Origin of the sequence: Bradyrhizobium sp. ma5 (assembly GCF_042258955.1) — a bacterium.
In the GTDB taxonomy this organism is placed as follows: domain Bacteria; phylum Pseudomonadota; class Alphaproteobacteria; order Rhizobiales; family Xanthobacteraceae; genus Bradyrhizobium.
The window spans coordinates 5031583-5056148 of record NZ_CP170156.1 but is presented as its reverse complement, the minus strand read 5'-3'; the positions used below and the strand labels follow the sequence as shown (position 1 = coordinate 5056148).

The following is a 24566-nucleotide window of genomic DNA, read 5'->3' as shown; positions in this document are numbered from 1 at the left end:
GTGCAGTCGTGAAGGCGTGCGACAGAACCGCAGGATGCTACTACCCAAGGCTGGAGACCTGTCGGGTTGCTCGTCGAAAGCCTGCTTCTACTGCCCCAACGACGGCAAGCGGCAGTGCTTCGGAGTGCAGTGAGGTGGCAGGGGCCTGCTTCAGGCAGGCCCCTTTGCGTCTGAGACCCTGTACCGGTTGCAAAGGGGCTAGCGGAGACGGACGGATACCTCTCTCTTCCATCGAACAGGAGGTTGGTCAACGGATCGAGCGATGCTGCGTCGTTGATCAGCTTGTGCAGAGATCGCTCGTGACACGCTCTTCGAGCATGGCGATGGTTCCCTTGAGATTGTCGTGCCGCTCGTGGAGCGACCTTGCCAAAATCGGATACCTTGTGTCCGATCGGTCATGAATTCCCGCGCGCGTTTCTTCGGTCGCAATGTCGGCTTCGATCTGCTGGCAGGCCAGGACAAGATCGGACAGCATCTTCCTGACCGTCGACTCTCGTCCGGTGCTTGCGCGAGCTGTCTCAAAACGATGATGCATGTTCATGTGCGTGCTCCGAATGTCCGAGTTCGGTACACCGCGAACCGCGGGCGCCGAACTATTCACGGGCACATCGCAAGTCGCTTGCCAGGAGCGGGGCCGTAAGAATACGGCCGGACGAAAATCCGATGGGTCTCGCGGGCTATTCCCGGCGCCAAGCCGGTACGCAAGCGCTTAGCGTGACGCGCTTGTAGTCTCGAGCGGCATTCTGATCTCCGGATTGTTCAGCAAACTTGACCGCTGCCTCCATGTCCTGGGAGGCAGACGCGCTATCGCAGAACAGGCTGTGAATTTCCGCCCGGTATCGATATGCCCGGTAGTTCATCGGGTTGTACTGAAGCGCCAAATTGTAGTTGCTTTGTTCCTCAGCGGCGCCACGGCGCGCTTGATCCGACTGACTGTTGAAGTTGGCCAGGCGATTGAGCGCCTGGAGTGTTCCAAGCTCGGTGTAACGTTGAGACATCGCGCCGAAACTTGCAGGAAGTGCTTCGGCCGAAGAAGCAGGTTGCTTCGCCGCGCTGTGCGCGCGTTCAATTTCGATCTTCTTGTATTTGATGGCGTTGTCGTAGTCCCGCAGGCTTTGGAAGGTGCTCGATATTTCGCCGTTGATCGGCACGATATAGGCAGTCGAGAGCCGACGATCGCTCAGCAGGTTGAGGCACGCCTGTATCTTTGCCTGCGCAGGCAGGACGTCGCGACATTCCTTGTCGACCACACGCCGCTCGTCCGGCGAATGCACGGCTGGCGGCGTCTGGGCAGCAGGCAGGACAACAGCCAGTGCGAAGCAGACCGCTAACCTGAGAGCACGACTCGGGCCGTCCATTTTGTTTCTTTGCCTTCAGCCCGACCTCGACCAGCCAGCGGATACTTCGTGCGGGCTCCATGATGATTTGATGCCAAATAATCAAGCCGAGGGGAAGCTGCGACTTCCACCCCGGCTCTCCCGGACGCTAGTCATCGATGAACTCAAAAGTGAGGCCGTCCGTGACTGGGACAGACCGAACGGCCTCAGCCGGCCCACAGGACCAAAATGGAAGAATGCGGCCGGCTGTCCAGCTACGGTGTCGCCGGCCAGATGGTTTCGCCAGCCAATTGACGTCGCGACCGTCCGACCCCTTCGAACCGTTGGCTCAGGTCACCTTTGCTTCCTTGGTGATAGCGGCAATTGAGGGACCCGATTTTCGAACGATTGAAGCAAATTGTTGATCGGAGACCTTGAGGCGCTTCCTCAATATTTTGACTTGGACCTTGTCGCGCAGATCCAGCGAATTGCGAAAATAGGTTTGCCTGTGCTTGTTCATGGGAGCTCGGCTCGCAAAGGACATAAGTTGCTCGCGATGTTGCGGCATTGCGTCGACATCGATCGGTCGACGAGGGGACCGGTCGCCCTCGCGAGCGTGCCGTCGCCGCCTACGCAACGCCGGGCCAAGGGCGACGTTCCATTAACGCCGCCGGCGCCTGCTAGGAGCGCGCTGGGTCGGTTTGACGACAGGTCGTCATGACAAACGCTGCCTTGCTGCATTGCCAATCGCTGCCAAGCGCAGCGCTCGAGACGGGGCGTGGGGCAGCAACGATCGCCAGCACAACAACCATGCAAGCCAGCGAAGTTGCGATGACGAACCTGCGGGCCTTGGATGAGAAGTGCTGCCGCAACCAGGGAGCCAGATCGGCGGATCGGCGAAGCTGGGCGTTACGCAAAACCTGGTCGATATCCTGGAATTGAATGCCACTGTCCTGCTGCATGGCTTTACTCCGGAAACATTCAGGTGATGAAAAACTCAGGGAATGCTGCGCGCGGTTTGTTTCGCGCTCGCTTCGACGCGCCGGGAATGATGTTTCGTTCACGCGGAGGTGACGACCGGTTCAGGCCGAGGGGCTTGGGCGGCTAGCGAACCATCGGATCAAAGTGGGGTGTCGGATATCAGCGGCACCCGGTCTGCAGACGCTACCGGGGCCTGCCCAACAGGCGAAGGGTGGCGGAGAGGGAGGGATTCGAACCCTCGATACAGCTTGAGACCGTATGACGCTTTAGCAAAGCGTTGCCTTCAGCCACTCGGCCACCTCTCCAATGGCGCCGATATGCCCGAGTGGGCGCTGAGCCGCAAGCGGCAGATTCAGATTGCGACAAGGTGATTTGGTGGCAGCTCAGCCGCCGGCCGCCCCGGAGCGGGCGCAGAGCCTCTATACAGGGCGGCGCCTTGCAGGTGCGGGGCCGAATAGTGGATGAAATGCTAGTTATAACAACGAGTTAGTTTTATTTTCGCAAGGCCTGAACGCAGCCCCTCGCAAGACTGTTGAAAACCGGCCGCGCCGGCTCATTCCACGCTGGCGCCGCGGCGCAGGTCGGCGTCGATCTGCAATCTGGTCCCGCCGCCGAAGCGGGCGCGGTAGACCTGCAGGTTCTCCATGATCCGCTGGACGTAGTTCCGCGTCTCCGAGAACGGAATCAGCTCGACCCAGTCGACCGCGTCGACCTTGGGATCGCGCGGGTCGCCATAGCGCTCGATCCACTTCTTCACGCTGCCGCGGCCGGCATTGTAGGCGGCGAAGGTCAGGATGTAGGAGCCGCGATAGTCCTCGAGCAGGCCGCCGAGTTCGGCGGCGCCGAGCATCGCGTTGTAGACCGGATCGGTCTTCATCCGGTTCAGGTCGAAGCCGATGCCGGCGCGCTTGCAGACGTAGCGTCCGGCGTCCGGCGTCACCTGCATCAGGCCGTAGGCCTGGGCCGGCGACACCACCGCCGGATTGAACGCGCTCTCCTGACGCGCAATCGCGTAGACGACGCTCGGCTCGACCTCCGGTCCGACCTGGCGGAACGATGGAATGCCGTTCACCGGATAGGCGTAATGATCGAACGGCAGTCCGCGATTGAGCGCGGCCTTGCCCATCAGCAGCATGCCGCGAGCATCGCCATGGCGCGCGGTGAGTTCGCCGAGGTCGGCCAGCGCCTCCGGATCGCCATTGTCGCCCATGTCGCCGAAGATCGGGATCGCGAGCTCGCGCGCGTCGATTTCGTAGAGCAGCCCGACCGCGCGCACGATTTCCAGCCGGTCGGCGCCGCGGCCGCGCGGCGCGCTGTTCAATTCGATCTGCGGCAGGCCGAGCTTGGCGCGCGCGAGCTGGCCGTAATAGCTGGTCGACTGCTCGGCCGCACGTGCGTAGGCGGCGCGCGCCTCCTGGCCGCGGCCGGCGGCTTCCGCGGCGCGGCCCTGCCAATAGCCGGCACGCGCAAGCGCGGTCGGGTTGGCGCTGCCGACGCCGATCCGCGCGAAATGCTGGGAGGCGAGGGCGGGGTCGTTGAGAAAGCGCAGCGCGATCCAGCCTGAGGTGAATTCCTGCTCGGTCTTGTAGATGTCGCGGGCGGGCAGCGCCGCGTCGCGCGCGATCAGATAGGCGGTGCGAAACTCGTTGACGTCGATCATCTTGCGCGCCAGCAGGCGGCGCTCGACCCACCATTCGTCGACGTTGAACAGCCGCGCGGCGTCCTTCGGCGCGCTCAGCATCAGCTGCGCGGCCTCGCTGAACTTCTCCTCGCGGCGGAGTAGCTGGATCTTGGCGAACAAATAGCCGGTGTCGCCGGAGAGTTCGCGCGGCACCTCTTCGAGCAGCGCGCGCAGGTTCGAGCCTTTGCGGTTCGCTGCGATGCGCGCCTTGGCGAGCGCCAGATAGCCGGAGCCGAGACGTCTGGCCGCGCGGAGGCCGGCGGCCTCGTTGTCGGTGCCGTAGAGCATGGTGTCCATGCGCGCCTTGTGGTCGCCGGCGGTCAGGAACGAGCCGAACTGGTCGAGCGCGGTGCTTTCGGTGTCCTCGCTCATCGGGTCGTTGCGCCAGGCCTCGCGCACCAGGCGCTCGGCATTGCCGCGGTCGCCGCGTCCGATCATCACCTTGGCGAGTGCGAGCCGGCCCTTGGCCGAGACCGGCGATTCATTCTGGAACCAGGCCCACACCGCGGAATCGTCGCGATGGTCGTCCCATAGCGATGCCTCGATGCGGCGGCGCAGGAAGGTCTGCGAGGGCCAGCTCGGATTGGCGTCGAGGAAGGCGCGGTAGCGCTCGACCGAGGCGCCATTGTCCTCGCTGCGCAGGATCAGCCATTCGGCAAGCTTGCGCGCAACCGGATCGGAGATCGAGGCCTCGGCCTCGGTGGCGTCTGCCGCCTTGCGCTTGCGCAGCAGCTCGACGACGCTCGCAAGCGCCTCCTTGTCGGACTGCGACGTCGACGATGTCGCGGCCACGGCCGCGGGCAGCACCGGCTTGCGCGCGAGCGGCGCGGCATGCTGGCGGGTCGCCGGAACCAGCGCGGGGGCGGCGGCGCGGACGGGCGCCGGCTTGTTCGGCAGGCTTCCTGTCCCAGCCGGAGAAGCGGGCTTCGGCGCAGTGGTCTTTGCCTCAGTGGACTTGGACGTGGTGCTCTTTGACGCGGCGGCCTTCGAAGCGTCGGTTTTGGAAGAAGCGGCCTTGGCGCCGTCGGCCTTCGCGGCGCCGGATTTCGAAGAAGTCGCCTTGGCGGCATCCGTCTTGGTCCCGCCGGTCTTGGTCTCGCCGTTCTTGGCGGCGGTTGGCTTTGAAGCATGCGCCTTCGAGGTGCCGGCCTTGGAAGCGTCGGTCTTGGCAGCGGCGCCCTTGGAAGCCGCGCTCTTCGAGGCAGCTGTCTTGGAGGCCGCGTCGTGGGCGGCCGGCGTTGCGACTGGAACATCCTCGGCGGCCCATGCATCGGCCGTGATGACGGCCAAGCCGACGACGAGCGCGAGGCTCGTCGCCAGCGCCGTCGATCGCAATGTGCCTGCGCGGGCGGAACGGATCACAGAAGTCCTCCGCGGCCCCGAATCATCTGGTCGTTTGGGCCATCGGTTCTTATTTGATTGAAAACGTAGACAAAATACTAAGAAGCCTGCCGGTGCGGCTGTTTGCGCCAGCACAACGGCAAAATCGCGGCTGGAACCGGCTGGGAATAGGTTCGGTACGGCCCTTTCGCCTATCGGTCAGACCCGATATGAATTGCCTTTCGTGGCGTTTCGCATCAACCGGATGCCGGTTGCACGGACGTGAAGCAAGACAACAACAAGGGTCCGTCGACCTAGCCTTTAGCCTGAAGCGTTTGGAGGAAGTCCATGGCAGCCAAGACAAAATTCCGGGGATCATTCACTGCCTTGGTGACGCCCTTCAAAAACGGCGCGGTGGATGAGGCGGCGTTCCGCGGCCTCGTGAACTGGCAGATCGCCGAGGGTACGCACGGCCTGGTGCCGGTCGGCACCACGGGCGAGAGCCCGACGCTGAGCCATGACGAGCACAAGCGCGTGGTCGAGTGGTGCATCGAGGAGGCCAAGGGCCGGGTGCCCGTGATCGCCGGCGCCGGCTCGAATTCGACCAAGGAGGCGATCGAACTCGCCGAGCACGCCGAGAAGGCCGGAGCTAATGCGGTGCTGGTCGTGACGCCGTACTACAACAAGCCGACCCAGGAAGGCATGTACCAGCACTTCAAGGCCATCAACGATGCGATCGGGATTCCGATCATCATCTACAACATCCCGCCGCGCTCGGTGATCGACATGTCGGTCGACACCATGGCGCGGCTGTTCGAGCTGAAGAACATCGCTGGCGTCAAGGATGCGACCGCGAGCATGGTGCGGGTGTCGCAGCAGCGCGCCGCGATGGGCGAGGACTTCAACCAGCTCTCCGGCGAGGATGCCACCATCATCGGCTATATGGCGCATGGCGGCCACGGCTGCATCTCGGTGACCTCGAACGTCGCGCCGCGGCTGTGCTCGGAGTTCCAGACCGCCTGGCAGAAGGGCGACGTCACCACCGCGCTGAAGATCCACGACAAGCTGATGCCGCTGCACACCAACCTGTTCATCGAGAGCAATCCTGCGCCGGTGAAGTATGCGATGTCATTGCTCGGCAAGCTGGACGAGAAGCTGCGCCTGCCGATGGTGCCGGTCTCTGAATCGACCCGCCAGGCCGTCCGCAGCGCCATGGTGCATGCCGGCCTGATCAACTGAACCGAGCCGGTACCGCCGTGAACAATACTGTGCGCAATGTTGAACAGAAGGGGATGGGCATGCTGAAGGAATTCCGCGATTTCGCCATGAAGGGCAATGTCGTCGACCTCGCGGTCGCCGTCATCATCGGTGCAGCCTTCGGCGCGATCGTCACCTCGCTGGTCGGCGACGTCATCATGCCGATCATCGGCGCGATCACGGGTGGCCTCGACTTCTCCAATTATTTCACCGGACTTTCCAAGACCGTGACGGCGACCAATCTGGCCGACGCCAAGAAGCAGGGCGCGGTGCTGGCCTGGGGCAATTTCCTCACGCTGACGCTCAATTTCCTGATCGTCGCCTTCGTGCTGTTCATGGTCATTCGCGTCATGAGCCAGTTCAAGCGCAAGGATGAGGCCAAGCCCGCCGAGCCGCCGAAGCCGTCCGACGAGGTCGTGCTGCTGACGGAAATCCGCGACCTCCTCAAGAAGGGCTAACGTGGCCGACAAGAACGAACGTCCGATCAAGGTTGTCGCTGAAAACCGAAAGGCCCGCTTCAACTACGCCATCGAGGATACCGTCGAGGCCGGCATTTCGCTGACCGGCACCGAGGTGAAGTCGATCCGCAGCGGCAAGAGCACGATCGCGGAATCCTATGCGGATTCCAAGGACGGCGAGATATGGCTGATCAACGCCAATATCCCGGAATATCTGCAGGCCAATCGCTTCAACCATGAGCCGAAGCGGCCGCGAAAACTCCTGCTGCATCGCAAGCAGATCAACAAGCTGCTTGGGGCCGTCGACCGCGAGGGCATGACGCTCATTCCGCTGAAGCTGTACTTCAACGAGCGCGGCCGTGCCAAACTGCTGCTCGCCGTCGCCAAGGGCAAGAAGCTGCACGACAAGCGCGAGTCCGAGAAGAAGCGTGACTGGGGCCGCGAAAAGGGCCGCCTGATGCGGGCGCGGGGCTAGGGCGTTCCGAGTCCCGTCACTGCGACGATGGCGGATGGAGATTGGTCCGATGAACCAGAGCAGCCTCACCGACGTTGACTGGAGCAAGATCCCGGCGCCCACGGACGATGGCGGCGCGGCGCATCTGACCGGCATGACGATCCCGCCGGTCAGACTGCGCGCCACCGACGACACCTCGGTGGCGCTGTCGGCGCTCGAGGGCCGCACCGTGGTGTTCGCCTATCCGCGAACCGGCGAGCCCGGCAAGATCGGGCTGGTCGACGATTGGGACATGATTCCGGGGGCCCGCGGCTGTACGCCGCAGACCTGCGCTTTCCGCGACCTGTTCGCCGAACTGAAGGCGGCTGGTGCCGCCCAGGTGTTCGGGCTGTCGACGCAGAGCAATGCGTACCAGACCGAGATGGCGTCGCGCCTGCATCTGCCGTTCCCGGTGCTGTCCGACGAAGCCTTGGAACTGACGCACGCGCTGAGATTGCCGACGATGTCGGTGGCGGGCCTGACGCTGATCAAGCGGCTCGCGCTTGTGATCGACGATGCGCGCATCACGCACGTGTTCTATCCGGTGTTCCCGCCCGACCGGAACGCCGGCGACGTGCTGGAATGGCTGAAGGACAATCCGCCGAAGGGCTAAGGCGTTTTCGAACGACCTGGATACGCGCTTCGCGAAGTGGATACGGCAGAAGGCGCTAGCCGAGCTCCTTGCGCACGGTCGCGAAGACCTTGCGGAACATGTCGGTCGTTAGCACGCCCGTGTTCGTGTTGTAGCGCGAGCAGTGGTAGCTGTCGTAGAGCTTGAAAGTGCCCGCGCTATGCACGGCGCCGTGCACAAAGGGCGCGGCAGCCAAACGAACATCCAGCGCCCGCAATGTTGATTCGTGGGCGATTCGCCCGAGCAGCACGATCGCGCGCAGCTTCGGCATCGCGGCGATCGTGGCGCGGAGGAACTGCCGGCAGGTGTTGATCTCAACCGGCAGCGGCTTATTTTGCGGCGGCACGCAGCGCACCGCGTTGCTGATCCGCGCGTCGACCAGCTTCATGCCGTCGTCGGGCCGCGCCCGATAGACGCCGCTGGCAAAACCATATTCGAGCAAGGTCGCGTAGAGCAGGTCACCGGCATAATCGCCGGTGAACGGACGGCCGGTGCGGTTGGCGCCCTGCATGCCCGGCGCCAGGCCCACGATCAGCAGCCGAGCATTCGGATCGCCGAACGATTCCACCGGCGAGTTGAACCAGTCGGGGTTGCGCGCGCGGGCTTCTGCGCGGAAATCGGCCAGCCTTGGACAGAGCTGACAGTTGCTGTCGGGACGCGTCGGGGCGGCGACGAGATTACTCGTCGAATTCGTCATCAGCTCCCCGGGGGGCCATGGTGGTCGCGCGCTGCAGGAATTGCGGGGAGTGGTGACGCGGTTCGCGCGGGGCCGGACGTTCGGACGGATCGCGGCCAAGCTTGGATTGCAGCTCGACGAGGTCGGTGAAGACGTCGGCCTGGCGGCGCAGCTCGTCGGCGATCATCGGCGGCTGGCTCGCAATGGTGGAGATGACGGTGACGCGAACGCCGCGGCGCTGCACGGCCTCGACCAGAGAGCGGAAGTCGCCGTCGCCGGAAAACAGGATCATCTGGTCGATGTGCTCGGCCAGCTCCATGGCATCGACGGCGAGCTCGATGTCCATGTTGCCCTTCACCTTGCGGCGGCCGCTGGCGTCGATGAATTCCTTGGTCGCCTTGGTGACCACGGTGTAGCCGTTGTAGTCGAGCCAATCGATCAGCGGACGGATCGACGAATACTCCTGATCCTCGATGATCGCCGTGTAGTAGAACGCACGAAGCAGCGTGCCGCGACTCTGGAATTCCTTGAGAAGGCGCTTGTAGTCGATGTCGAAGCCGAGCGTCTTTGCAGTTGCATAAAGATTGGCTCCATCGATGAAGAGCGCGATCTTGTTGGAAACAGGTGACGACATCAAAGTGTTCTCGCGTGGTTGTTAGTGTTCTTAGCGCGGCGGTGATCAACCGCGCGTAATTTCCGGCGTTGCTGCCTAAAGTTCTGTGAATCTTTCCCCACGACAGTCACCACCGCAATTATGGTGAGGCGAGGGCAAAAAGCCTAGACCTTTGACATTGCAATGAAGAGATTTACTTGCCTGGGACAGCAACCTAGCCATGTCGTCAGACGCTCCGGCCGTTCTGGCCCCGGCAGAGGGGGTTATCAGAGCCTGTTGGGAAGGCAAATCACAAATTTTGCCTTGCGAAACGGGGGCTAGCCCTATAACTAACCCTCATAACCTACATGTTCGGTCCCTTTTACCACGGAGCGCCTCGAGATGGCTCGCGTCACCGTCGAAGATTGCATTGATAAGGTCGACAATCGTTTCGACCTCGTCCTGTTGGCCGCGCATCGCGCCCGGATGATCTCGTCGGGATCGCAACTCACGGTTGATCGCGACAACGACAAGAACCCGGTCGTGTCGCTGCGGGAGATCGCCGATTCGACGATCTCGCCGGAGGACCTGAAAGAGGAACTCGTGCACTCCCTGCAGAAGTTCGTCGAGGTCGACGAGCCCGAGCCGGACACTGTGCCGCTGATCGGTTCCGCCGGTGCCAGCGTCGACGCCGACGACACCGAGGTCGCGGTCGAGCGCATGACCGAGGAAGAGCTGCTGAAGGGCCTCGAGGGCCTGGCGCCCCCGGAAGAGCAGCCCGAGGAAGACGAGTAGGCTCGTCGTTCGGCTCCGCATCTCGGATCAATTTGCCAAAGGCCCGGAGATTGCTCCGGGCCTTTGCTTTTGTTGACAATTTCGCTGTTACGGTGCGTCCTATGCGGGCGCGGGAAATTGAATGGTTCCAGGGCCCGCGCGGGGTGCAGCTTCGTTCGAAAGCGCACTAGATTGAGGAGACGGGACGTTCCGGTCCCGCGCGAGAGGCAGCGAGTTCATGGCGTATCGACGCCGCAGTTCCATCCAGATGCAGGCTGCAACCGAAACGGTCGCGGTCGCGCCGGCGTCGCCCGCGGCGGAGAGGCCGGCCAAGCCGCGGACCCGAATGATGCGACAATATGACCTTGTCGAACGCGTCCGGTCCTATAACCCCGACACCAACGAAGACCTGCTCAACCGCGCTTACGTCTACGCCATGAAGGCGCACGGCACTCAGACGCGTGCCTCCGGCGATCCCTATTTCTCGCATCCGCTCGAGGTCGCCGCGATCCTCACCAACCTCAAGCTCGACGATGCCACGATCGTGGCGGCGCTGCTGCACGACACGATCGAGGACACCGAGGCGACGCGGGCCGAGATCGACCATGTGTTCGGCCATGAGATCGGCGCGCTGGTCGAAGGCCTGACCAAGCTGAAGCGGCTGGAGCTGGTGTCGCGCGAGGCCAAGCAGGCCGAGAATTTGCGCAAGCTGCTGCTGGCGATCGCCGACGACGTCCGCGTGCTGCTGATCAAGCTCGCCGACCGCCTGCACAACATGCGCACGCTGGAATTCGTGCCGCCGGCCTCACGCCGCCGCATCGCCGAGGAGACGCTCGATATTTATGCGCCGCTGGCCGGCCGCATGGGTATGCAGGAGATGCGCGAGGAGCTGGAGGACCTGTCGTTCTTTGTGCTCGATCCCGAAGCCTATGCGGTGGTCAAGCAGCGGCTCGATTCACTGGCCGAGCGCAACCGCAACCTGATCGGCGAGATCGAAACCCAGCTCTCCAAGAACCTGCAGAAGAACGGCATCACCGCGCGGGTGTTCGGCCGCCGCAAGCAGCCGTTTTCGATCTGGACCAAGATGGAGCGCAAATCGGTCGGCTTCGAGCAGCTGTCCGACATCTACGGCTTCCGCGTCATCCTCGACGATGTCGGCGCCTGCTATCGCGCGCTCGGCATCGTCCATACCACCTGGCCGGTGGTGCCGGGCCGCTTCAAGGACTACATCTCGACGCCGAAGCAGAACGACTATCGGTCGATCCACACCACCGTGATCGGGCCGGGCAAGCAGCGCGTCGAGCTGCAGATCCGCACCGAGGAGATGAACCAGATCGCCGAGTTCGGCATCGCCGCGCATGCCTTCTACAAGGAAGGGGCGGGCTCGCCGCATGAGCGGCTGAAGCACGAGTCCAACGCCTTCGCCTGGCTGCGCCACACCATCGGCATCCTCTCGGAGAGCTCCAACCCGGAAGAATTCCTCGAGCACACCAAGCTCGAGCTGTTCCACGACCAGGTGTTCTGCTTTACGCCGAAGGGCAAGCTGATCGCGCTGCCGCGCAACGCCAACGTGATCGACTTCGCCTATGCCGTGCACACCGGCGTCGGCAACAGCGCGGTCGGCTGCAAGATCAACGGCAAGTTCGCGCCGCTGTCCTCCGAGCTGCAGAATGGCGACGAGGTCGAGGTGCTGACCTCGAAGGCGCAGTCGGCGCCGCCATCGGCCTGGGAAGCGCTCGCCCGCACCGGCAAGGCGCGCGCCGCGATCCGGCGTGCCACGCGCGATGCGGTGCGCGACCAGTATGCCGGCCTCGGCCGCCGCATCGTCGACCGCCTGTTTGCCCGCGCCAAGATCGAATATGCCGACGACAAGCTGAAGGGCGCGCTGCCGAGGCTGGCGCGCACCTCGATCGAGGACGTGATGGCCTCGGTCGGACGCGGCGAGATCAAGGCCTCCGACGTCGCGCGCGCGATGTATCCCGACTACAAGGAAGAGCGGCTGCTGCGCTACGGCGCGAAGGGTATGGCCGCCAAGCTGAAGACGCAGCCGGCGGCGCATCCGGCACGCGCCGCCTCGGTGATCCCGGTGCGTGGCATCAATTCCGACCTGCCCGTGAAGTTCGCGCCAAACGGCGGCGCCGTGCCGGGCGATCGGATCGTCGGCATCGTCACGGCGGGCGAGGGGATCACGATCTATCCGATCCAGTCGCCGGCGCTGAAGGATTTCGAGGAGGAGCCGGAGCGTTGGCTCGACGTGCGCTGGGACATCGACGAGACAATGCCGCAGCGCTTCCCCGCGCGCATCCTGATCCACAATGTCAACGAGCCGGGCAGCCTCGCCCAGATCGCGACCGTGATCGCCGAGCACGACGGCAATATCGACAACATCCACATGTCGCGCCAGTCGCCGGACTTCACGGAGTTGACCGTCGATCTTGAGGTCTATGACCTCAAGCATCTCAGCGCTATCATCGCGCAGTTGCGCGCCAAGGCCGTCGTCGCCAAGGTCGAGCGCGTCAATGGGTAAAGGTGGATGCGCAGGGCATCGGCGAGTGGACGCGACGCCGTCCGTCGGACGGCTATGCCCGCGCATGACACGTTAGAATTGCAGGTTAGAGACATGTCGAAGGCTCCTCCACTCCGTCTCGGTATCAACGTCGATCACGTCGCGACCCTGCGCAATGCGAGGGGCGGCGCGCGGCCCGACCCGGTGCGGCTGGCGCTTGCCGCGATCGCGGCCGGCGCCGACGGCATCACCGCGCATCTGCGCGAGGATCGCCGCCATATCCGCGACGAGGACATGGCGCGGCTCAAGGCCGAGATCTCCAAGCCGCTGAATTTCGAGATGGCGGCGACCGACGACATGCTGCGGATTTCGCTCGCCACCAAGCCGCATGCGGTTTGCCTGGTGCCGGAACGGCGCCAAGAGCTCACCACCGAAGGCGGCCTCGACGTGGTCGGCCAGCACAATGCGCTGGCGCCTTTCATCGCGCGGCTCAATGATGCCGGCATCCGGGTCTCGCTGTTCATCGCCGCCGATCCGAGGCAAATCGAGATGGCCGCGCAGCTGAAGGCGCCCGTGATCGAGATCCACACCGGCGGCTGGTGCGACGCCGTGGTCGACGGTCACAAGGACAAGGCGGAGGCCGAGTGGAAGCGCATCGTCGCCGGCGCGAGGCTCGCGCAGGCGGCCGGGCTCGAGGTTCATGCCGGCCACGGGCTGGATTATGAGACGGCGGAGACGATCTCCGCGCTGCCCGAAATCCGCGAGCTCAACATCGGCTATTTTATGATGGGCGAGGCGCTGTTCGTCGGCATCGCTGCCACGGTGCGCGAGATGCGTGCGGCGATGGACCGCGGCCGCGCCAGGACGCAAGGCGCCGTCAGCGCATGATCATCGGCATCGGCTCCGACCTGATCGACATCACCCGGATCGCGAAGGTGATCGAACGGCACGGCGAACGATTCCTCGATCGCATCTTCACCGACGCCGAACGCGCCAAAGCGTTGCGCCGTGCCAACAGCGAGAAGATGGTGGTCGCAACCTACGCCAAGCGCTTCGCCGCGAAGGAGGCTTGCTCCAAGGCGCTCGGCACCGGTATCCGGCGCGGGGTGTGGTGGAAGGACATGGGGGTGGTGAACCTGCCGGGCGGGCGGCCGTCGATGCTGCTGACCGGCGGGGCGCTGGCCCGGCTTCAGGAGCTGACGCCCGAGGGCATGCAGGCGCAGATCGACCTTTCGATCACGGACGATTGGCCGCTGGCGCAAGCCTTCGTCATAATTTCGGCGGTTGCTCCCGCCAGATGAGCGGGCGGCGCCGGAATCTGCCAGAAAACTTCAGCAAACTAAAAAATCATTGACATTTCAATGAATTGCGAAGTTTTGAGGCGGCGCTTGATTGCGCCCCTGCGAACAACCGTCTAAAACGCCGCAGGGTATCGAGCGAGACGCGGATTCCGGGTTCAGGCCGGAATTTGCCCTCAAGATCAGAATCAAGGCCATTTTCCTCACGCGGGGGTCGAACGCTTCGCGTGGAGAGAACGTTCTGCCACCGCGTGGGCATCTGGGCCCGCGGGAATTGGGAAAGCAATGAGCGCGACCACCGGGACCAAATCTGAGAGCGGCTTGGGCGAGACCATCCGCGTCGTCATCCATGCCCTTCTGATAGCGCTCGTCATCCGCACCTTCCTGTTCCAGCCGTTCAACATCCCCTCCGGGTCGATGAAGGCGACGCTGCTGGTCGGCGACTACCTGTTCGTCTCGAAATATTCCTATGGCTACAGCCACTACTCGATCCCGTTCTCGCCGAACATCTTCTCAGGACGCATCTTCGGCTCGGAGCCGAACCGCGGCGACATCGTGGTGTTCCGCCTGCCGCGGGATGACTCCACCGATTACATCAAGCGCGTCATCGGACTGCCGGGCGACCGGATCGAGGTCCGCAACGGGCTGCTCTACATCAACGATGAGCCGATCAAGCGCGAGCGGCTGAGCGATTTCGTCGGCGAGGATCCCTGCGGCTCGGCGGACGCGACCGCCCGGGTCAAGCGCTGGAAGGAAACGCTGCCGAACGGCGTTAGCTATGAGTCGCTCGACTGCACCGACAACAGCTACATGGACAACACCATCGTCTACACCGTTCCGCCCGGGCATTTCTTCATGATGGGCGACAACCGCGACAACTCCACCGACAGCCGCTTCCTGTCGCAGGTCGGCTACGTGCCGTTCGAGAACATCATCGGGCGTGCCCAGATGATCTTCTTCTCGATCGCCGAGGGCGAGCAGGCCTGGATGATCTGGCGCTGGCCGTTCGCCGTGCGGTGGAATCGCCTATTCTCCATCGTGCGATGAACGACGATACCGCAGCCATCAACGATCAAGCGCCCACCGGCGAGCCGAGCCAGACGCCCGCCGCCGAGAGCACGGCCGCGCCGAAGAAGCGGCGCAGCAAGGCTGCCAAGGCGGCTGAAGAAAAGGCCGCGATCGCCGGCACCGAGGCGCGCATCGGGTATACGTTCTCGGATGCCGCGCTGCTGACCACCGCGTTCACCCACGTCTCCGCGCTGAAGCCCGCCACCCGCAACCGCGCCGACAGCTACCAGCGGCTGGAATTCCTCGGCGACCACGTACTCGGGCTGATCGTGTCCGACATGCTGTTCCGGGCGTTCCCGAAGGCCGATGAGGGCGAGTTGTCGAAGCGGCTCGCCGATCTCGTGCGCAAGGAAAGCTGCGCCGACGTCGCCAAGTCGCTCGGGCTGCTCGAGGACATCAAGCTCGGCATGGTGAAGGCGGTCGAGGGCGCGCGGCTGCGCAAATCCGTGCTCGGCGATATCTGCGAGGCGGTGATCGGAGCGATCTTTCTCGACGGCGGCTACGAGGCCGCGCGCCAGTTCGTCGAGCGCAACTGGACCGAGCGGATGCACAAGCTGCGCCGGCCGCTGCGCGATCCCAAGACCGTGTTGCAGGAATGGGCGCAAGGCAAGGGATTGCCGACGCCGGTCTATCGCGAGGTCGAACGCACCGGCCCGCACCACGATCCGCAATTCCGCGTTGCGGTTGACCTGCCGGGCCTGGCCTCCGCCGAGGGCCTCGGGGGCAACAAGCGCGCGGCCGAGAAAGCAGCAGCATCCGCGATGATCGAGCGTGAAGGCGTCGGCACCAATGACTGACGAACCCAAAGGGCAGGGAGACGCGACGCGCTGTGGCTTCGTCGCGCTGATCGGTGCGCCCAATGTCGGCAAGTCGACGCTGGTCAACGCGCTGGTGGGCTCCAAGGTCACCATCGTGTCGCGCAAGGTGCAGACAACGCGCGCGCTGATCCGCGGCATCGTGATCGAGGGCAACGCGCAGATCATCCTGGTCGACACGCCCGGCATCTTCGCGCCGCGGCGTCGGCTCGACCGCGCCATGGTGTCGACCGCCTGGAGCGGCGCCCACGACGCCGATCTCGTCTGCGTGCTGCTCGATGCGAAGTCGGGCATCGACGAGGAGGCCAACGCGATCCTGGCCAAGCTCGAAACCGTCGCACATCCGAAGATCCTGGTGCTGAACAAAGTCGACCTCGTGCAGCGCGAGAAGCTGCTGGCGCTGGCGCAGGCCGCCAACGAGCGGATGCGCTTCGAGCACACCTTCATGATCTCGGCGCTGTCGGGCGACGGCGTTGCCGACCTGCGCGAAGCGCTGGCCAAGCTGGTGCCCGCGGGACCGTTCCTCTATCCCGAGGACCAGATGTCGGATGCGCCGATGCGGCATCTGGCGGCCGAGATCACCCGCGAGAAGATCTACAGCCATCTGCACCAGGAATTGCCGTACCAGTCGACGGTCGAGACCGACAGCTGGACCGACCGCAAGGACAAGTCGATCCGCATCGAGCAGACGATCTTTGTCGAGCGCGAGAGCCAGCGCAAGATCGTGCTCGGCAAGGGCGGCGCCACCATCAAGTCGATCGGCGCGCAGGCGCGCGCCGAGATCGCCGAGATCATGGGCGTTCCCGTGCACCTGTTCCTGTTCGTCAAGGTGCGCGAGAACTGGGGCGACGATCCCGACCGCTACAAGGAAATGGGACTGGACTTCCCCAAGGAATGAGCCGGCGCCCGAATGTGCCCAGAGCAGTGAGCGGGCCCAAAGCAATGAACGTGCCCAGAAATGTGCTGTGGTTTGAGGTGCTGCTCTATCTGTCGCTAACGCTCGATGCGTTGTCGGTGGCGTTCCAGGACCGCACGCCGACCGACATGCGGACCGATCAGATGATCACCGGCGAGACGCTGACCGCCGGCTGCATGATCCTGCTGCTGGTGTATTTCGTCCGGCTCGCCGCGCAGCACCGCAAGAACTGGCCGCGCTGGGCGCTCGGCGCGATGCTGGTGCTGTCGGTGATCTCGCTGGTGCAGGTGATCGGCGAAAAAGGCCTCGAGCTCGACAGCGCCATCGAGGTGGTGTCCTGTATCCTGACCGCGGCCGGACTGTATTACTCCTTCACTGGCGACGCGCAGGGCTGGTTCAACGCGTAAAGGGCGGTGCGCAGGGCGCGCGCTGCCAAAATATCGAAAACAACCCCATGCAAAGTAGCCGGTGGCGACGGGCGCTCGGCCGGGCAACTTGACACGTCGGGCAACTCAGCATTACAATTCTAATATTCCGAAATTATGCAAGCGCTGCCGCCCGTCGGCGTGACGGCGCATGATGACTGCGCGGTGCGCTGGAATCCTGTAGTCTCTCTTTCATGGAATGGACCGACGAAGGCATCGTGCTGGGCGTGCGGCGGCATGGCGAATCCTCTGCCATCGTCGAGCTCCTGACCCGCGAGCACGGGCGCCATCTCGGCCTCGTGCGCGGCGGCGCCAGTTCGCGGATGCGGCCGCTGCTGCAGCCGGGCAACAGCGTCACGGCGGTGTGGCGGGCGCGGCTCGACGAGCATCTCGGCATGTACGCGCTGGAAGGCACGCGGCTGCGGGCGGCGACGCTGCTCGCCTCGTCGCACGCGGTCTATGGCGTGACCCATCTGGCGGCGCTGGCGCGGCTGCTGCCGGAGCGCGATCCGCATGAAGACATCTACGAGATGCTGCAGGGGACGCTCGACGATTTCGACGATGCCGGTATCGCCGCGGTGCACCTGATCCGGTTCGAGCTCGCCATGCTGACCGAGCTCGGCTTCGGGCTCGACCTGGAAAACTGCGCGGCGACCGGAGAGACCACCGACCTGATCTACGTGTCGCCGAAATCCGGCGGCGCCGTGTCCCGCGCCGCCGGCGAGCCGTGGCGCGACCGCCTGTTGCCGCTGCCGGCGTTCCTGCGCGAAGGCGAGGGCGGCGCCAACGGCTGGTCGGAGCAGGACCTGCGCGACGGTTTCCAGATCACCGGCCTGTTCCTGCTCCGCCACGTGCTGGAGCCCCGCGGCCAGGGCCATTCCGACGCTCGCGAGGGGTTTATCAACGCCGTGACCAGGCCGCGGACCCGAACGGCGGTTCCGTAAGGCCGATTCGGGCCCTAAATTCCCGGTAATTCGCGGCTTGCCCGATTCACCGCCAAGGTTTAACGCCTCCCCATGGGAAAACGACAGGTACCGCCGGAAAAGCCGGCCGAAATTCACGAGGTGCCGCTGCGTGACGCGCTCGAGGAGCGCTATCTCGCCTATGCGCTCTCGACCATCATGCATCGTGCGCTGCCGGACGCCCGCGACGGGCTGAAGCCGGTGCACCGGCGCATCCTCTACGGCATGGACCTGCTCGGGCTCGACCCGCGCGCGGCGTTCAAGAAGTCGGCCAAGATCGTCGGCGACGTGATGGGCTCGTTCCATCCGCATGGCGACCAGGCGATTTATGACGCCATGGTGCGCCTCGCGCAGGATTTTTCCTCGCGCTACCCGCTGGTCGACGGCCAGGGCAATTTCGGCAATATCGATGGCGACAACGCGGCCGCCTACCGCTACACCGAAGCCCGCATGACCGAGGTCGCGCGGCTCCTGCTCGAAGGTATCGACGAGGACGGTGTTGAATTCCGCCTCAACTACGACGGCCAGACGAAAGAGCCGGTGGTGCTGCCGGGCGGCTTCCCGAACCTGCTCGCCAACGGCGCGCAGGGCATCGCGGTCGGCATGGCGACCTCGATTCCGCCGCACAACGCGGCCGAACTCTGCGACGCCGCGCTGCATCTGATCGAGAAGCCCGACGCCAAGTCAAAGGCGCTGCTGAAATGGGTCAAGGGCCCAGACTTCCCGACCGGCGGCATCGTCGTCGATTCCAAGGAATCGATCATCGAGGCCTACACCACGGGGCGCGGCTCGTTCCGCACCCGTTCGCGCTGGACCCAGGAGGAGGGTGCGCGCGGCACCTGGGTGATCGTCGTCACCGAGATTCCGTGGCTGGTGCAGAAGTCCCGGATCGTCGAGAAGATCGCCGAACTCATCAACGAGAAAAAGCTGCCGCTGGTTGGCGATGTCCGCGACGAGTCCGCCGAAGACATCCGCCTCGTGATCGAGCCGAAATCGCGCACCGTCGATCCGGCGCTGATGATGGAGTCGTTGTTCCGGCTGACCGAGCTGGAAAGCAAGATCTCGCTGAACCTGAACGTGCTGATCAAGGGCCGCATCCCGAAGGTGGTCGGCCTTGCCGAGTGCCTGCGCGAATGGCTCGACCATCTGCGCGACGTGCTGGTCCGTCGTTCCAACTTCCGCAAGACTCAGATCGAGCACCGCCTGGAAGTGCTGGGCGGCCACCTCGTCGCCTATCTGAACCTCGACAAGGTGATCAAGATCATCCGCACCGAGGACGAGCCGAAACCGGTCTTGATGAAGACCTTCAACCTCACCGAGGTCCAGGCCGATGCCATCCTCAACATGCGCCTGCGCAATTTGCGCCGCCTGGAGGAGATGGAGATCCGCACCGAGGACAAGGATCTGCGCAAGGAGCTGAAGGGCATCGAGGGCCTGCTCGGCTCCGAGACCGAGCAATGGGCCAAGGTCAGCGATCAGGTCCGCAAGGTGCGCGACATCTTCGGGCCGAAGACGCCGCTCGGCAAGCGCCGCACCACGTTCGCCGATGCGCCCGAGCATGACCTCGCCGCAATCGAGGAAGCCCTGGTCGAGCGCGAGCCGTGCACCGTCGTGATCTCAGAGAGGGGCTGGGTGCGGACGCTGAAGGGCCACGTCGAGGATCTCTCGGGGCTCGCCTTCAAGACCGACGACAAGCTCGAGCACTCGTTCTTTGCCGAGACCACCTCGAAGCTGCTGCTGTTCGCCACCAACGGCAAGTTCTACTCGCTCGATGTCGCCAAGCTCCCGGGCGGCCGCGGCCATGGCGAGCCGATCCGCATGTTCATCGACCTCGAGCAGGACGCCGCGATCATCTCGCTGTTCGTCAACAAGGGCGAACGCAAGTTCCTCATTGCGAGCAGCGAGGGACAGGGCTTCATCGTCAAGGAAGAGGACTGTGTCGGCAACACCCGCAAGGGCAAGCAGGTGCTCAATGTCGAGATGCCGAACGAGGCCCGCGCGATCACGACCGTGAACGGCGACACCGTTGCGGTGATCGGCACCAACCACAAGATGGTGCTGTTCGGTCTCGACCAGGTGCCGGAGATGGCGCGCGGCCGCGGCGTTCGGCTGCAGAAATACAGCAGCTCGGAGCTGTCCGATGTCGCGGTATTCGATGCCAAGACCGGCCTGACCTGGAAGGATTCCGCCGGCCGTGAGCACAGCATGACCTTGAAGGAGCTGGCCGACTGGCGCGGCAACCGCGCCGACGCCGGCCGGCTCGCCCATGGCCTGCCGAAGTCGAACAAGTTCAATCGCGGCGTGGAGTAGTTGCGAAGGGCGGGTTAGGCGCAAGCCGTAACCCGCCGTTCGACAGCTGCGGTGTGATAGTATCCGCATTTCACCGCGCTATAACCGTCGCCGACGATATCGGGCGACGGTTGCCATGGCACACAATCACGACCATGACCATGACCACAGCGGTCATTCTCACGCACACGCCGGTCACTCGCATGCCGGGCATTCCCATGCCGGGCACAGCCATGCGCCCGCGAGCTTTGGCACGGCCTTTGCGGTCGGCGCGTCGCTCAACACCGCGTTCGTCATCGCCGAGCTGATCTTCGGCTATTCCGCCAACTCGCTGGCGCTGGTCTCCGACGCCGTTCACAATCTCTCCGACGTCATCGCGCTGCTGCTGGCCTGGGGCGGGGCGTGGCTCGCCGGCCGGCGCCCGACCGACACTCACACCTATGGCTACCGCCGTGCCTCGATCCTCGCGGCATTGTTCAACGCCGGGCTGCTGTTGATCGCGGTCGGCGGCATCGCGGTCGAAGCGATCAACCGCTTTCGCGAGCCGGCCGAAGTCGCAAGCTGGACCGTGGTCTGGGTCGCGGCGCTCGGCATCCTGATCAACGGCGGCACCGCGCTGCTGTTCATGCGCGGCCGCGACAGCGACCTCAATGTGCGCGGCGCCTATCTGCACATGGCGGCGGATGCCGGCGTCTCGTTCGGCGTCGTGATCGCCGCGCTGCTGATCATGGCGACCGGCTGGCAATGGCTCGATCCGGCGATCAGCCTGGCCATCGCCGCGGTCGTGCTGCTGAGCGGCTGGGAGCTTGCCCGCGACAGCGTCAACCTCGCGCTCGACGCGGTGCCGAGAGGCATCGATCTCAAGCAGGTGAGGGATTATCTCGTCGCGCTTGAGGGCGTCACCGAAGTGCACGATTTGCACATCTGGGCGATGAGCACTAGCGAGACGGCGTTGACTGCGCATCTGGTGCGGCCCGGCGGACATGACGATGTCTTCCTGCATCGCGTCTGCGGCGAGCTGTCGGAACGGTTCAGCATCCACCACGCGACCCTGCAGGTCGAGATCAGCAGCGAGACCTGCCGGCTGGCGCCAGCGGAAATGGTCTAACCGGCTGCGGCCGCTTCACTCGCGTTCAATTGATCGATCAACCCACGTCCGTGTCTTCCACGCCCGCCGCTGAGACGGCACATTGCGGCCGCGCGCGTAGAGCGGGCTCGATCAATGGAGGGCAACGTGAAGAAGGCTATCGGTCTTGCAATGTTGCTCTGGGTCGTGGGCGCGGTGCTGCCCGCGGACGCCCAGCCGGTGAAAACAGGCGTCGAGCGACTCTACATCCTCAACTGCGGTGAAGGCGTTGCAGGCGACATTTCACGCTGGTCGCCTGGCGTCAATGAAGGCAAGTCGATGGACTTCGTCGACAATTGCTATCTGATCAAGCACGCGCAGGGTTGGTTCCTCTGGGACACCGGCATTCCCGACGCAGTGGCGGCGATGCCGAACGGCCTTGCGCCCGCCGATCCCAAGGCCGTGACCTGGCGGCGGCCGAAGACGTTGGCCGCGCAGCTCGACCAGCTCGGCGTGAAGCCGTCGGACATCAAGGCTATCGCCGTCTCGCATACCCATCCCGATCATATCGGCAATGTCGAGATGTTCCCGACCGCGATGCTGTATGTGCAGAAGGCGGAATATGAATGGCCCGGCGCCAACAATGCGCCGCGCTTCAAGCCCGAGCATCCCGTCACGAAGCTCGAGGGCGATCGCGACGTGTTCGGCGACGGCGGCGTCACCATCCTGTCGACGCCGGGCCACACGCCCGGCCACCAGTCGCTGCTGGTGAAGCTGCCGAAGACCGGCGCTGTTGTGCTGACCGGCGATGCCGTCCACTTCAGAGACAATTGGGACAATCGTCGCGTGCCGAGCGCAAATGCCAGCAAGGAGCAGACGCTGGCCTCGATGCAGAAGATCGCCGACACCCTGACCAAGGAGAAGGCGCAGCTCTGGATCAACCACGACAAGGCGCAGCGCGACGGGCTGAAGCTGTCACCGGATTTCTATGACTGAGCGGCTTCGCGACCGCGCGCTTTCGACCAGTTTCGAAATATCTGCGCAGTCGCGTCGTTCATCGGAAAGAAGCTTTCGATGCGCAGCTCCTGCAGCGTGACGTCCTGGGGCGTTCCCAGCGTTGCGATGGTGGTGAACAGCTGCAGGTGGACGTCACCCTTGTGGAACAGCATCGGCAGCACCGGTCCGGACGCGGGTCCCGCAGGCGGCGCGGTCAACGCAGCCTCGACGCCGTCATAGGCCAAGAGGCGTTTGAGCAAGTCGGCCGTCGCGCCGGTGCCGTCGGCGGCGGCATCGGCCTCGACGCTGCGGACGAAGTAGGCCGCCACTTCGGTCCAGTTGTTGAGATAGGGCCGCAGCACGCCGGGCGCGACCAGTGCATCGGCGAGATTGACCGCTGTGCCTGATACCAGCGGCCCGACCAGGAATTCCACCAGCTTCCCGGCGCCTGTATTGGCGAGCAGCAGATTCCAGTGCCGATCGACCACAACCGCAGGGAAGGGCTCCTGCTGCGCCAATATGAAATCGAGCGCGTAACGGATTTGCGCGAGCTCAGGCGAAGCAAGGTCGGTTTGCCGCCAGACCGGTGCGAAACCGGCCGCGACCAGCAGCGCGTTCTGCTGGCGCAGCGGCACGTCGAGCGCCGCGGCGAGCCGGATCACCATGTCGCGGCTCGGTGCGGCGCGGCCGAGCTCGAGGAAGCTTAGATGGCGCTGCGAGATATCGGCGCGTCCGGCGAGCTCGAGTTGCGAATGGCCCTTGCGCTGCCGCCACCAGCGCAAGCTGGCTGCAAAATCGCGCTGCTGCGACATGAATACCTACCAGGTAGTTGCTGGAATGACTTCTCTCGGCAAGATGCCACAAGCGAGCACGAAACGCATGGGGACCGGAATGGGCGAGTGGATCGGCGTTGCGATTGCACTGGTCTCGAGTTGTCTCGGCGGCACCGCGGCGGCGATCACGCGTTATCTGGCAGGCAATGCCGACCCGATCACGCTTGCGATCCTGCGCTGGGTGATCGGCTTTCTCTGCGTGCTTCCCGCCGCGGTCCTGCTTCGCGCGAAGTGGCCGCGGCGCGAGGATTTACTTGCGGTCGCTGCGCTCGGGATCGCCTTCTTCGGCGTGTTCTTTGTGCTCTACAACATCGCGATGTCCTACACGACGGCGGCGCGCGCCAGCCTTGCGCTGGCGACGTTGCCGCTCTCCACCATGGTGGTCGGTGCCTTGCTCGGCATCGAGCCGCTGACGATGCGCAAATCGGCCGGGGTTTCGATTGCGGTGCTCGGCGTGGCCGCCGCGCTCGCATCCGGGCTGTCGGCGGCGCCGGCGGGGGCATGGCGCGGCGAGCTGATCATGGCTGCCGCGGTGCTCTGCATGGCGTTCTACAACGTGCTGTCACGACCGTTCATCCGCCGCTCCAGTGCGCTCGGTTTCCTCGCGGTGGGCATGGGCGCGGGCGCGGCGGCGCTGGTGGCGGTCGGGATGTTCACCGGCAGCCTGGCGACGCTGCGCGAATTCGGCCCATCGCAGTGGATCGCGGGGCTCTATCTCGGAATAGCCGGCGGCGCGCTGGCCTTCATCCTGTGGGTGCTGGCGCTCGAGCGGGCCTCGCCGACCCGTGTCGCCAACACCATGACGGTCAATCCGATCGCCGCCGGGCTGCTGGCGAAGCAGCTGATCGGCGAGCCGATCACCGCCAATCTGGTCGTTGGTCTGATCGCGGTCTTCGCCGGAATCTGGATCGCGACGTCGGAGACCAAGCAGGCCTGATCAACTGTGCGGGGCGGACGGCGCGGTCACCGGCGGAGCCGGCGTGTGCTTCGGCTTCATCGTGCCGGCGTAGAACGACAGGGCGTAGACCAGGATGATGCCGGCCAGATAGACCCCATAGGATTGCGGCGGGGTGATCGCCCATCGCATGAGGCGTCGGATCGGATTCGGCTGGCCGGCGTCGTTTTCCATGCGGCTCTTGTGCGCGAAGGCCGGGGCAAAGGGAAGCGGAATCGCCGGCATTCGACGGCGTCGTTCCGCCCGAAAATGATGAAG

At 64.4% G+C, this 24566-nt stretch carries 26 protein-coding genes and 1 tRNA gene; 17 read left to right on the top strand and 10 right to left on the bottom strand.

The genetic code is table 11. The features are described from left to right. Positions 1–277 precede the first annotated feature (277 nt). From ACE103_RS23520 to ACE103_RS23495, 6 genes are all read right to left on the bottom strand, one after another. Complete coding sequence (locus ACE103_RS23520; protein WP_375775062.1) at positions 278–541, bottom strand: hypothetical protein; 264 nt, start codon at positions 539–541, stop codon at positions 278–280. Positions 542–677: 136 nt separating this feature from the next. Next, complete coding sequence (locus tag ACE103_RS23515; RefSeq protein ID WP_375775061.1) at positions 678–1358, bottom strand: hypothetical protein; 681 nt, start codon at positions 1356–1358, stop codon at positions 678–680. A 307-nt stretch (positions 1359–1665) separates the two neighbouring features. Continuing rightward, positions 1666–1836, bottom strand: coding sequence for a DUF3606 domain-containing protein (locus ACE103_RS23510; RefSeq protein WP_223967560.1), 171 nt, complete (start codon positions 1834–1836; stop codon positions 1666–1668). 160 nt (positions 1837–1996) lie between these two features. After that, on the bottom strand, positions 1997–2278 hold the full coding sequence (locus tag ACE103_RS23505; protein WP_375775060.1) for a hypothetical protein: 282 nt from the start codon (positions 2276–2278) through the stop codon (positions 1997–1999). 231 nt (positions 2279–2509) lie between these two features. Then, positions 2510–2602: transfer RNA gene (locus ACE103_RS23500), tRNA-Ser, on the bottom strand. Between the two features lie 248 nt (positions 2603–2850). Beyond that, positions 2851–5340 carry a transglycosylase SLT domain-containing protein gene (locus ACE103_RS23495; protein WP_375775059.1) on the bottom strand — a complete coding sequence of 830 codons (2490 nt, stop codon included), beginning with the start codon at positions 5338–5340 and terminating at the stop codon, positions 2851–2853. A gap of 306 nt (positions 5341–5646) precedes the next feature. On the opposite strand from ACE103_RS23495, the gene dapA reads away from it, so the two are divergent. From dapA to ACE103_RS23475, 4 genes are read left to right on the top strand one after another with little or no spacing between them, the layout of a single operon-like run. Then, positions 5647–6537 (top strand): 4-hydroxy-tetrahydrodipicolinate synthase, encoded by an 891-nt coding sequence (dapA, locus tag ACE103_RS23490; RefSeq protein WP_223967563.1) that lies wholly within the window; start codon positions 5647–5649, stop codon positions 6535–6537. Between the two features lie 59 nt (positions 6538–6596). Beyond that, positions 6597–7013, top strand: coding sequence for a large conductance mechanosensitive channel protein MscL (gene mscL / locus ACE103_RS23485; RefSeq protein ID WP_223967564.1), 417 nt, complete (start codon positions 6597–6599; stop codon positions 7011–7013). Between the two features lies 1 nt (position 7014). Continuing rightward, positions 7015–7488: an SsrA-binding protein SmpB gene (smpB, locus tag ACE103_RS23480; RefSeq protein ID WP_097673428.1), complete on the top strand. Its 474-nt coding sequence runs from the start codon at positions 7015–7017 to the stop codon at positions 7486–7488. Between the two features lie 49 nt (positions 7489–7537). Further along, entirely contained in the window at positions 7538–8119 is a 582-nt protein-coding gene (locus tag ACE103_RS23475; protein WP_223967565.1) for a peroxiredoxin, read from the top strand. A 55-nt stretch (positions 8120–8174) separates the two neighbouring features. On the opposite strand, the gene ACE103_RS23470 is transcribed toward ACE103_RS23475, so the two are convergent. Together ACE103_RS23470 and ACE103_RS23465 are read right to left on the bottom strand one after the other, a co-directional pair. Beyond that, the gene (locus ACE103_RS23470) at positions 8175–8834 is read right to left on the bottom strand and encodes a uracil-DNA glycosylase (RefSeq protein WP_375781168.1); all 660 of its coding nucleotides are present in this window, start codon (positions 8832–8834) and stop codon (positions 8175–8177) included. After that, on the bottom strand, positions 8815–9447 hold the full coding sequence (locus ACE103_RS23465; protein WP_028340981.1) for an NYN domain-containing protein: 633 nt from the start codon (positions 9445–9447) through the stop codon (positions 8815–8817). Before ACE103_RS23465 ends, ACE103_RS23470 begins: the two co-directional genes overlap by 20 nt. 360 nt (positions 9448–9807) lie before the next feature. Here ACE103_RS23465 and rpoZ point away from each other — a divergent pair, with 360 nt between their 5' ends. From rpoZ to ACE103_RS23405, 12 genes are all read left to right on the top strand, one after another. Beyond that, the gene (gene rpoZ / locus ACE103_RS23460) at positions 9808–10200 is read left to right on the top strand and encodes a DNA-directed RNA polymerase subunit omega (RefSeq protein WP_016844003.1); all 393 of its coding nucleotides are present in this window, start codon (positions 9808–9810) and stop codon (positions 10198–10200) included. 217 nt (positions 10201–10417) lie between these two features. After that, positions 10418–12706, top strand: a complete 2289-nt coding sequence (locus ACE103_RS23455) for a bifunctional (p)ppGpp synthetase/guanosine-3',5'-bis(diphosphate) 3'-pyrophosphohydrolase (protein WP_223967567.1) — start codon at positions 10418–10420, stop codon at positions 12704–12706. Positions 12707–12799: 93 nt separating this feature from the next. Beyond that, positions 12800–13573 carry a pyridoxine 5'-phosphate synthase gene (locus ACE103_RS23450; RefSeq protein WP_375775058.1) on the top strand — a complete coding sequence of 258 codons (774 nt, stop codon included), beginning with the start codon at positions 12800–12802 and terminating at the stop codon, positions 13571–13573. Beyond that, a complete protein-coding gene (gene acpS, locus ACE103_RS23445) occupies positions 13570–13986 on the top strand; it encodes a holo-ACP synthase (RefSeq protein ID WP_223967569.1) in 417 nt (138 codons plus the stop codon). The genes ACE103_RS23450 and acpS overlap by 4 nt, the downstream gene beginning before the upstream one ends. 282 nt (positions 13987–14268) lie before the next feature. After that, complete coding sequence (gene lepB, locus ACE103_RS23440) at positions 14269–15030, top strand: signal peptidase I (protein ID WP_092114761.1); 762 nt, start codon at positions 14269–14271, stop codon at positions 15028–15030. Beyond that, a complete protein-coding gene (rnc, locus tag ACE103_RS23435) occupies positions 15027–15848 on the top strand; it encodes a ribonuclease III (protein ID WP_050422613.1) in 822 nt (273 codons plus the stop codon). Before lepB ends, rnc begins: the two co-directional genes overlap by 4 nt. Then, a complete protein-coding gene (gene era, locus ACE103_RS23430) occupies positions 15841–16764 on the top strand; it encodes a GTPase Era (RefSeq protein WP_092114759.1) in 924 nt (307 codons plus the stop codon). Before rnc ends, era begins: the two co-directional genes overlap by 8 nt. Before the next feature lie 44 nt (positions 16765–16808). Next, the gene (locus tag ACE103_RS23425; RefSeq protein WP_375775057.1) at positions 16809–17189 is read left to right on the top strand and encodes a hypothetical protein; all 381 of its coding nucleotides are present in this window, start codon (positions 16809–16811) and stop codon (positions 17187–17189) included. Between the two features lie 212 nt (positions 17190–17401). Further along, positions 17402–18151 (top strand): DNA repair protein RecO, encoded by a 750-nt coding sequence (recO, locus tag ACE103_RS23420; protein WP_375775056.1) that lies wholly within the window; start codon positions 17402–17404, stop codon positions 18149–18151. A 72-nt stretch (positions 18152–18223) separates the two neighbouring features. Then, positions 18224–20479, top strand: coding sequence for a DNA topoisomerase IV subunit A (parC, locus tag ACE103_RS23415; protein WP_375775055.1), 2256 nt, complete (start codon positions 18224–18226; stop codon positions 20477–20479). A gap of 115 nt (positions 20480–20594) precedes the next feature. Further along, complete coding sequence (locus tag ACE103_RS23410) at positions 20595–21566, top strand: cation diffusion facilitator family transporter (RefSeq protein WP_375775054.1); 972 nt, start codon at positions 20595–20597, stop codon at positions 21564–21566. Between the two features lie 150 nt (positions 21567–21716). Beyond that, positions 21717–22520 (top strand): N-acyl homoserine lactonase family protein, encoded by an 804-nt coding sequence (locus ACE103_RS23405; protein ID WP_375781167.1) that lies wholly within the window; start codon positions 21717–21719, stop codon positions 22518–22520. On the opposite strand, the gene ACE103_RS23400 is transcribed toward ACE103_RS23405, so the two are convergent. Beyond that, positions 22511–23332 carry a helix-turn-helix domain-containing protein gene (locus ACE103_RS23400; RefSeq protein WP_375775053.1) on the bottom strand — a complete coding sequence of 274 codons (822 nt, stop codon included), beginning with the start codon at positions 23330–23332 and terminating at the stop codon, positions 22511–22513. The two genes, ACE103_RS23405 and ACE103_RS23400, sit on opposite strands and share 10 nt — an antisense overlap. Before the next feature lie 79 nt (positions 23333–23411). Here ACE103_RS23400 and ACE103_RS23395 point away from each other — a divergent pair, with 79 nt between their 5' ends. Further along, positions 23412–24290 (top strand): DMT family transporter, encoded by an 879-nt coding sequence (locus ACE103_RS23395; protein ID WP_375775052.1) that lies wholly within the window; start codon positions 23412–23414, stop codon positions 24288–24290. Here the strand turns inward: ACE103_RS23395 and ACE103_RS23390 are convergent, their stop codons facing one another. Continuing rightward, entirely contained in the window at positions 24291–24533 is a 243-nt protein-coding gene (locus ACE103_RS23390) for a hypothetical protein (protein WP_308444388.1), read from the bottom strand. Positions 24534–24566: the final 33 nt, after the last annotated feature.

What these genes read in the sequence shown, in the direction of transcription:
- ACE103_RS23520 (WP_375775062.1), bottom strand. Translation starts at nt 541, where the DNA reads ATGAACATGCATCATCGTTTTGAGACAGCTCGCGCAAGCACCGGACGA.
- ACE103_RS23515 (WP_375775061.1), bottom strand. Translation starts at nt 1,358, where the DNA reads ATGGACGGCCCGAGTCGTGCTCTCAGGTTAGCGGTCTGCTTCGCACTG.
- ACE103_RS23510 (WP_223967560.1), bottom strand. Translation starts at nt 1,836, where the DNA reads ATGAACAAGCACAGGCAAACCTATTTTCGCAATTCGCTGGATCTGCGC.
- ACE103_RS23505 (WP_375775060.1), bottom strand. Translation starts at nt 2,278, where the DNA reads ATGCAGCAGGACAGTGGCATTCAATTCCAGGATATCGACCAGGTTTTG.
- dapA (WP_223967563.1), top strand. Translation starts at nt 5,647, where the DNA reads ATGGCAGCCAAGACAAAATTCCGGGGATCATTCACTGCCTTGGTGACG.
- mscL (WP_223967564.1), top strand. Translation starts at nt 6,597, where the DNA reads ATGCTGAAGGAATTCCGCGATTTCGCCATGAAGGGCAATGTCGTCGAC.
- ACE103_RS23475 (WP_223967565.1), top strand. Translation starts at nt 7,538, where the DNA reads ATGAACCAGAGCAGCCTCACCGACGTTGACTGGAGCAAGATCCCGGCG.
- ACE103_RS23470 (WP_375781168.1), bottom strand. Translation starts at nt 8,834, where the DNA reads ATGACGAATTCGACGAGTAATCTCGTCGCCGCCCCGACGCGTCCCGAC.
- ACE103_RS23465 (WP_028340981.1), bottom strand. Translation starts at nt 9,447, where the DNA reads ATGTCGTCACCTGTTTCCAACAAGATCGCGCTCTTCATCGATGGAGCC.
- rpoZ (WP_016844003.1), top strand. Translation starts at nt 9,808, where the DNA reads ATGGCTCGCGTCACCGTCGAAGATTGCATTGATAAGGTCGACAATCGT.
- ACE103_RS23455 (WP_223967567.1), top strand. Translation starts at nt 10,418, where the DNA reads ATGGCGTATCGACGCCGCAGTTCCATCCAGATGCAGGCTGCAACCGAA.
- ACE103_RS23450 (WP_375775058.1), top strand. Translation starts at nt 12,800, where the DNA reads ATGTCGAAGGCTCCTCCACTCCGTCTCGGTATCAACGTCGATCACGTC.
- acpS (WP_223967569.1), top strand. Translation starts at nt 13,570, where the DNA reads ATGATCATCGGCATCGGCTCCGACCTGATCGACATCACCCGGATCGCG.
- lepB (WP_092114761.1), top strand. Translation starts at nt 14,269, where the DNA reads ATGAGCGCGACCACCGGGACCAAATCTGAGAGCGGCTTGGGCGAGACC.
- rnc (WP_050422613.1), top strand. Translation starts at nt 15,027, where the DNA reads ATGAACGACGATACCGCAGCCATCAACGATCAAGCGCCCACCGGCGAG.
- era (WP_092114759.1), top strand. Translation starts at nt 15,841, where the DNA reads ATGACTGACGAACCCAAAGGGCAGGGAGACGCGACGCGCTGTGGCTTC.
- ACE103_RS23425 (WP_375775057.1), top strand. Translation starts at nt 16,809, where the DNA reads ATGAACGTGCCCAGAAATGTGCTGTGGTTTGAGGTGCTGCTCTATCTG.
- recO (WP_375775056.1), top strand. Translation starts at nt 17,402, where the DNA reads ATGGAATGGACCGACGAAGGCATCGTGCTGGGCGTGCGGCGGCATGGC.
- parC (WP_375775055.1), top strand. Translation starts at nt 18,224, where the DNA reads ATGGGAAAACGACAGGTACCGCCGGAAAAGCCGGCCGAAATTCACGAG.
- ACE103_RS23410 (WP_375775054.1), top strand. Translation starts at nt 20,595, where the DNA reads ATGGCACACAATCACGACCATGACCATGACCACAGCGGTCATTCTCAC.
- ACE103_RS23405 (WP_375781167.1), top strand. Translation starts at nt 21,717, where the DNA reads ATGTTGCTCTGGGTCGTGGGCGCGGTGCTGCCCGCGGACGCCCAGCCG.
- ACE103_RS23400 (WP_375775053.1), bottom strand. Translation starts at nt 23,332, where the DNA reads ATGTCGCAGCAGCGCGATTTTGCAGCCAGCTTGCGCTGGTGGCGGCAG.
- ACE103_RS23395 (WP_375775052.1), top strand. Translation starts at nt 23,412, where the DNA reads ATGGGCGAGTGGATCGGCGTTGCGATTGCACTGGTCTCGAGTTGTCTC.
- ACE103_RS23390 (WP_308444388.1), bottom strand. Translation starts at nt 24,533, where the DNA reads ATGCCGGCGATTCCGCTTCCCTTTGCCCCGGCCTTCGCGCACAAGAGC.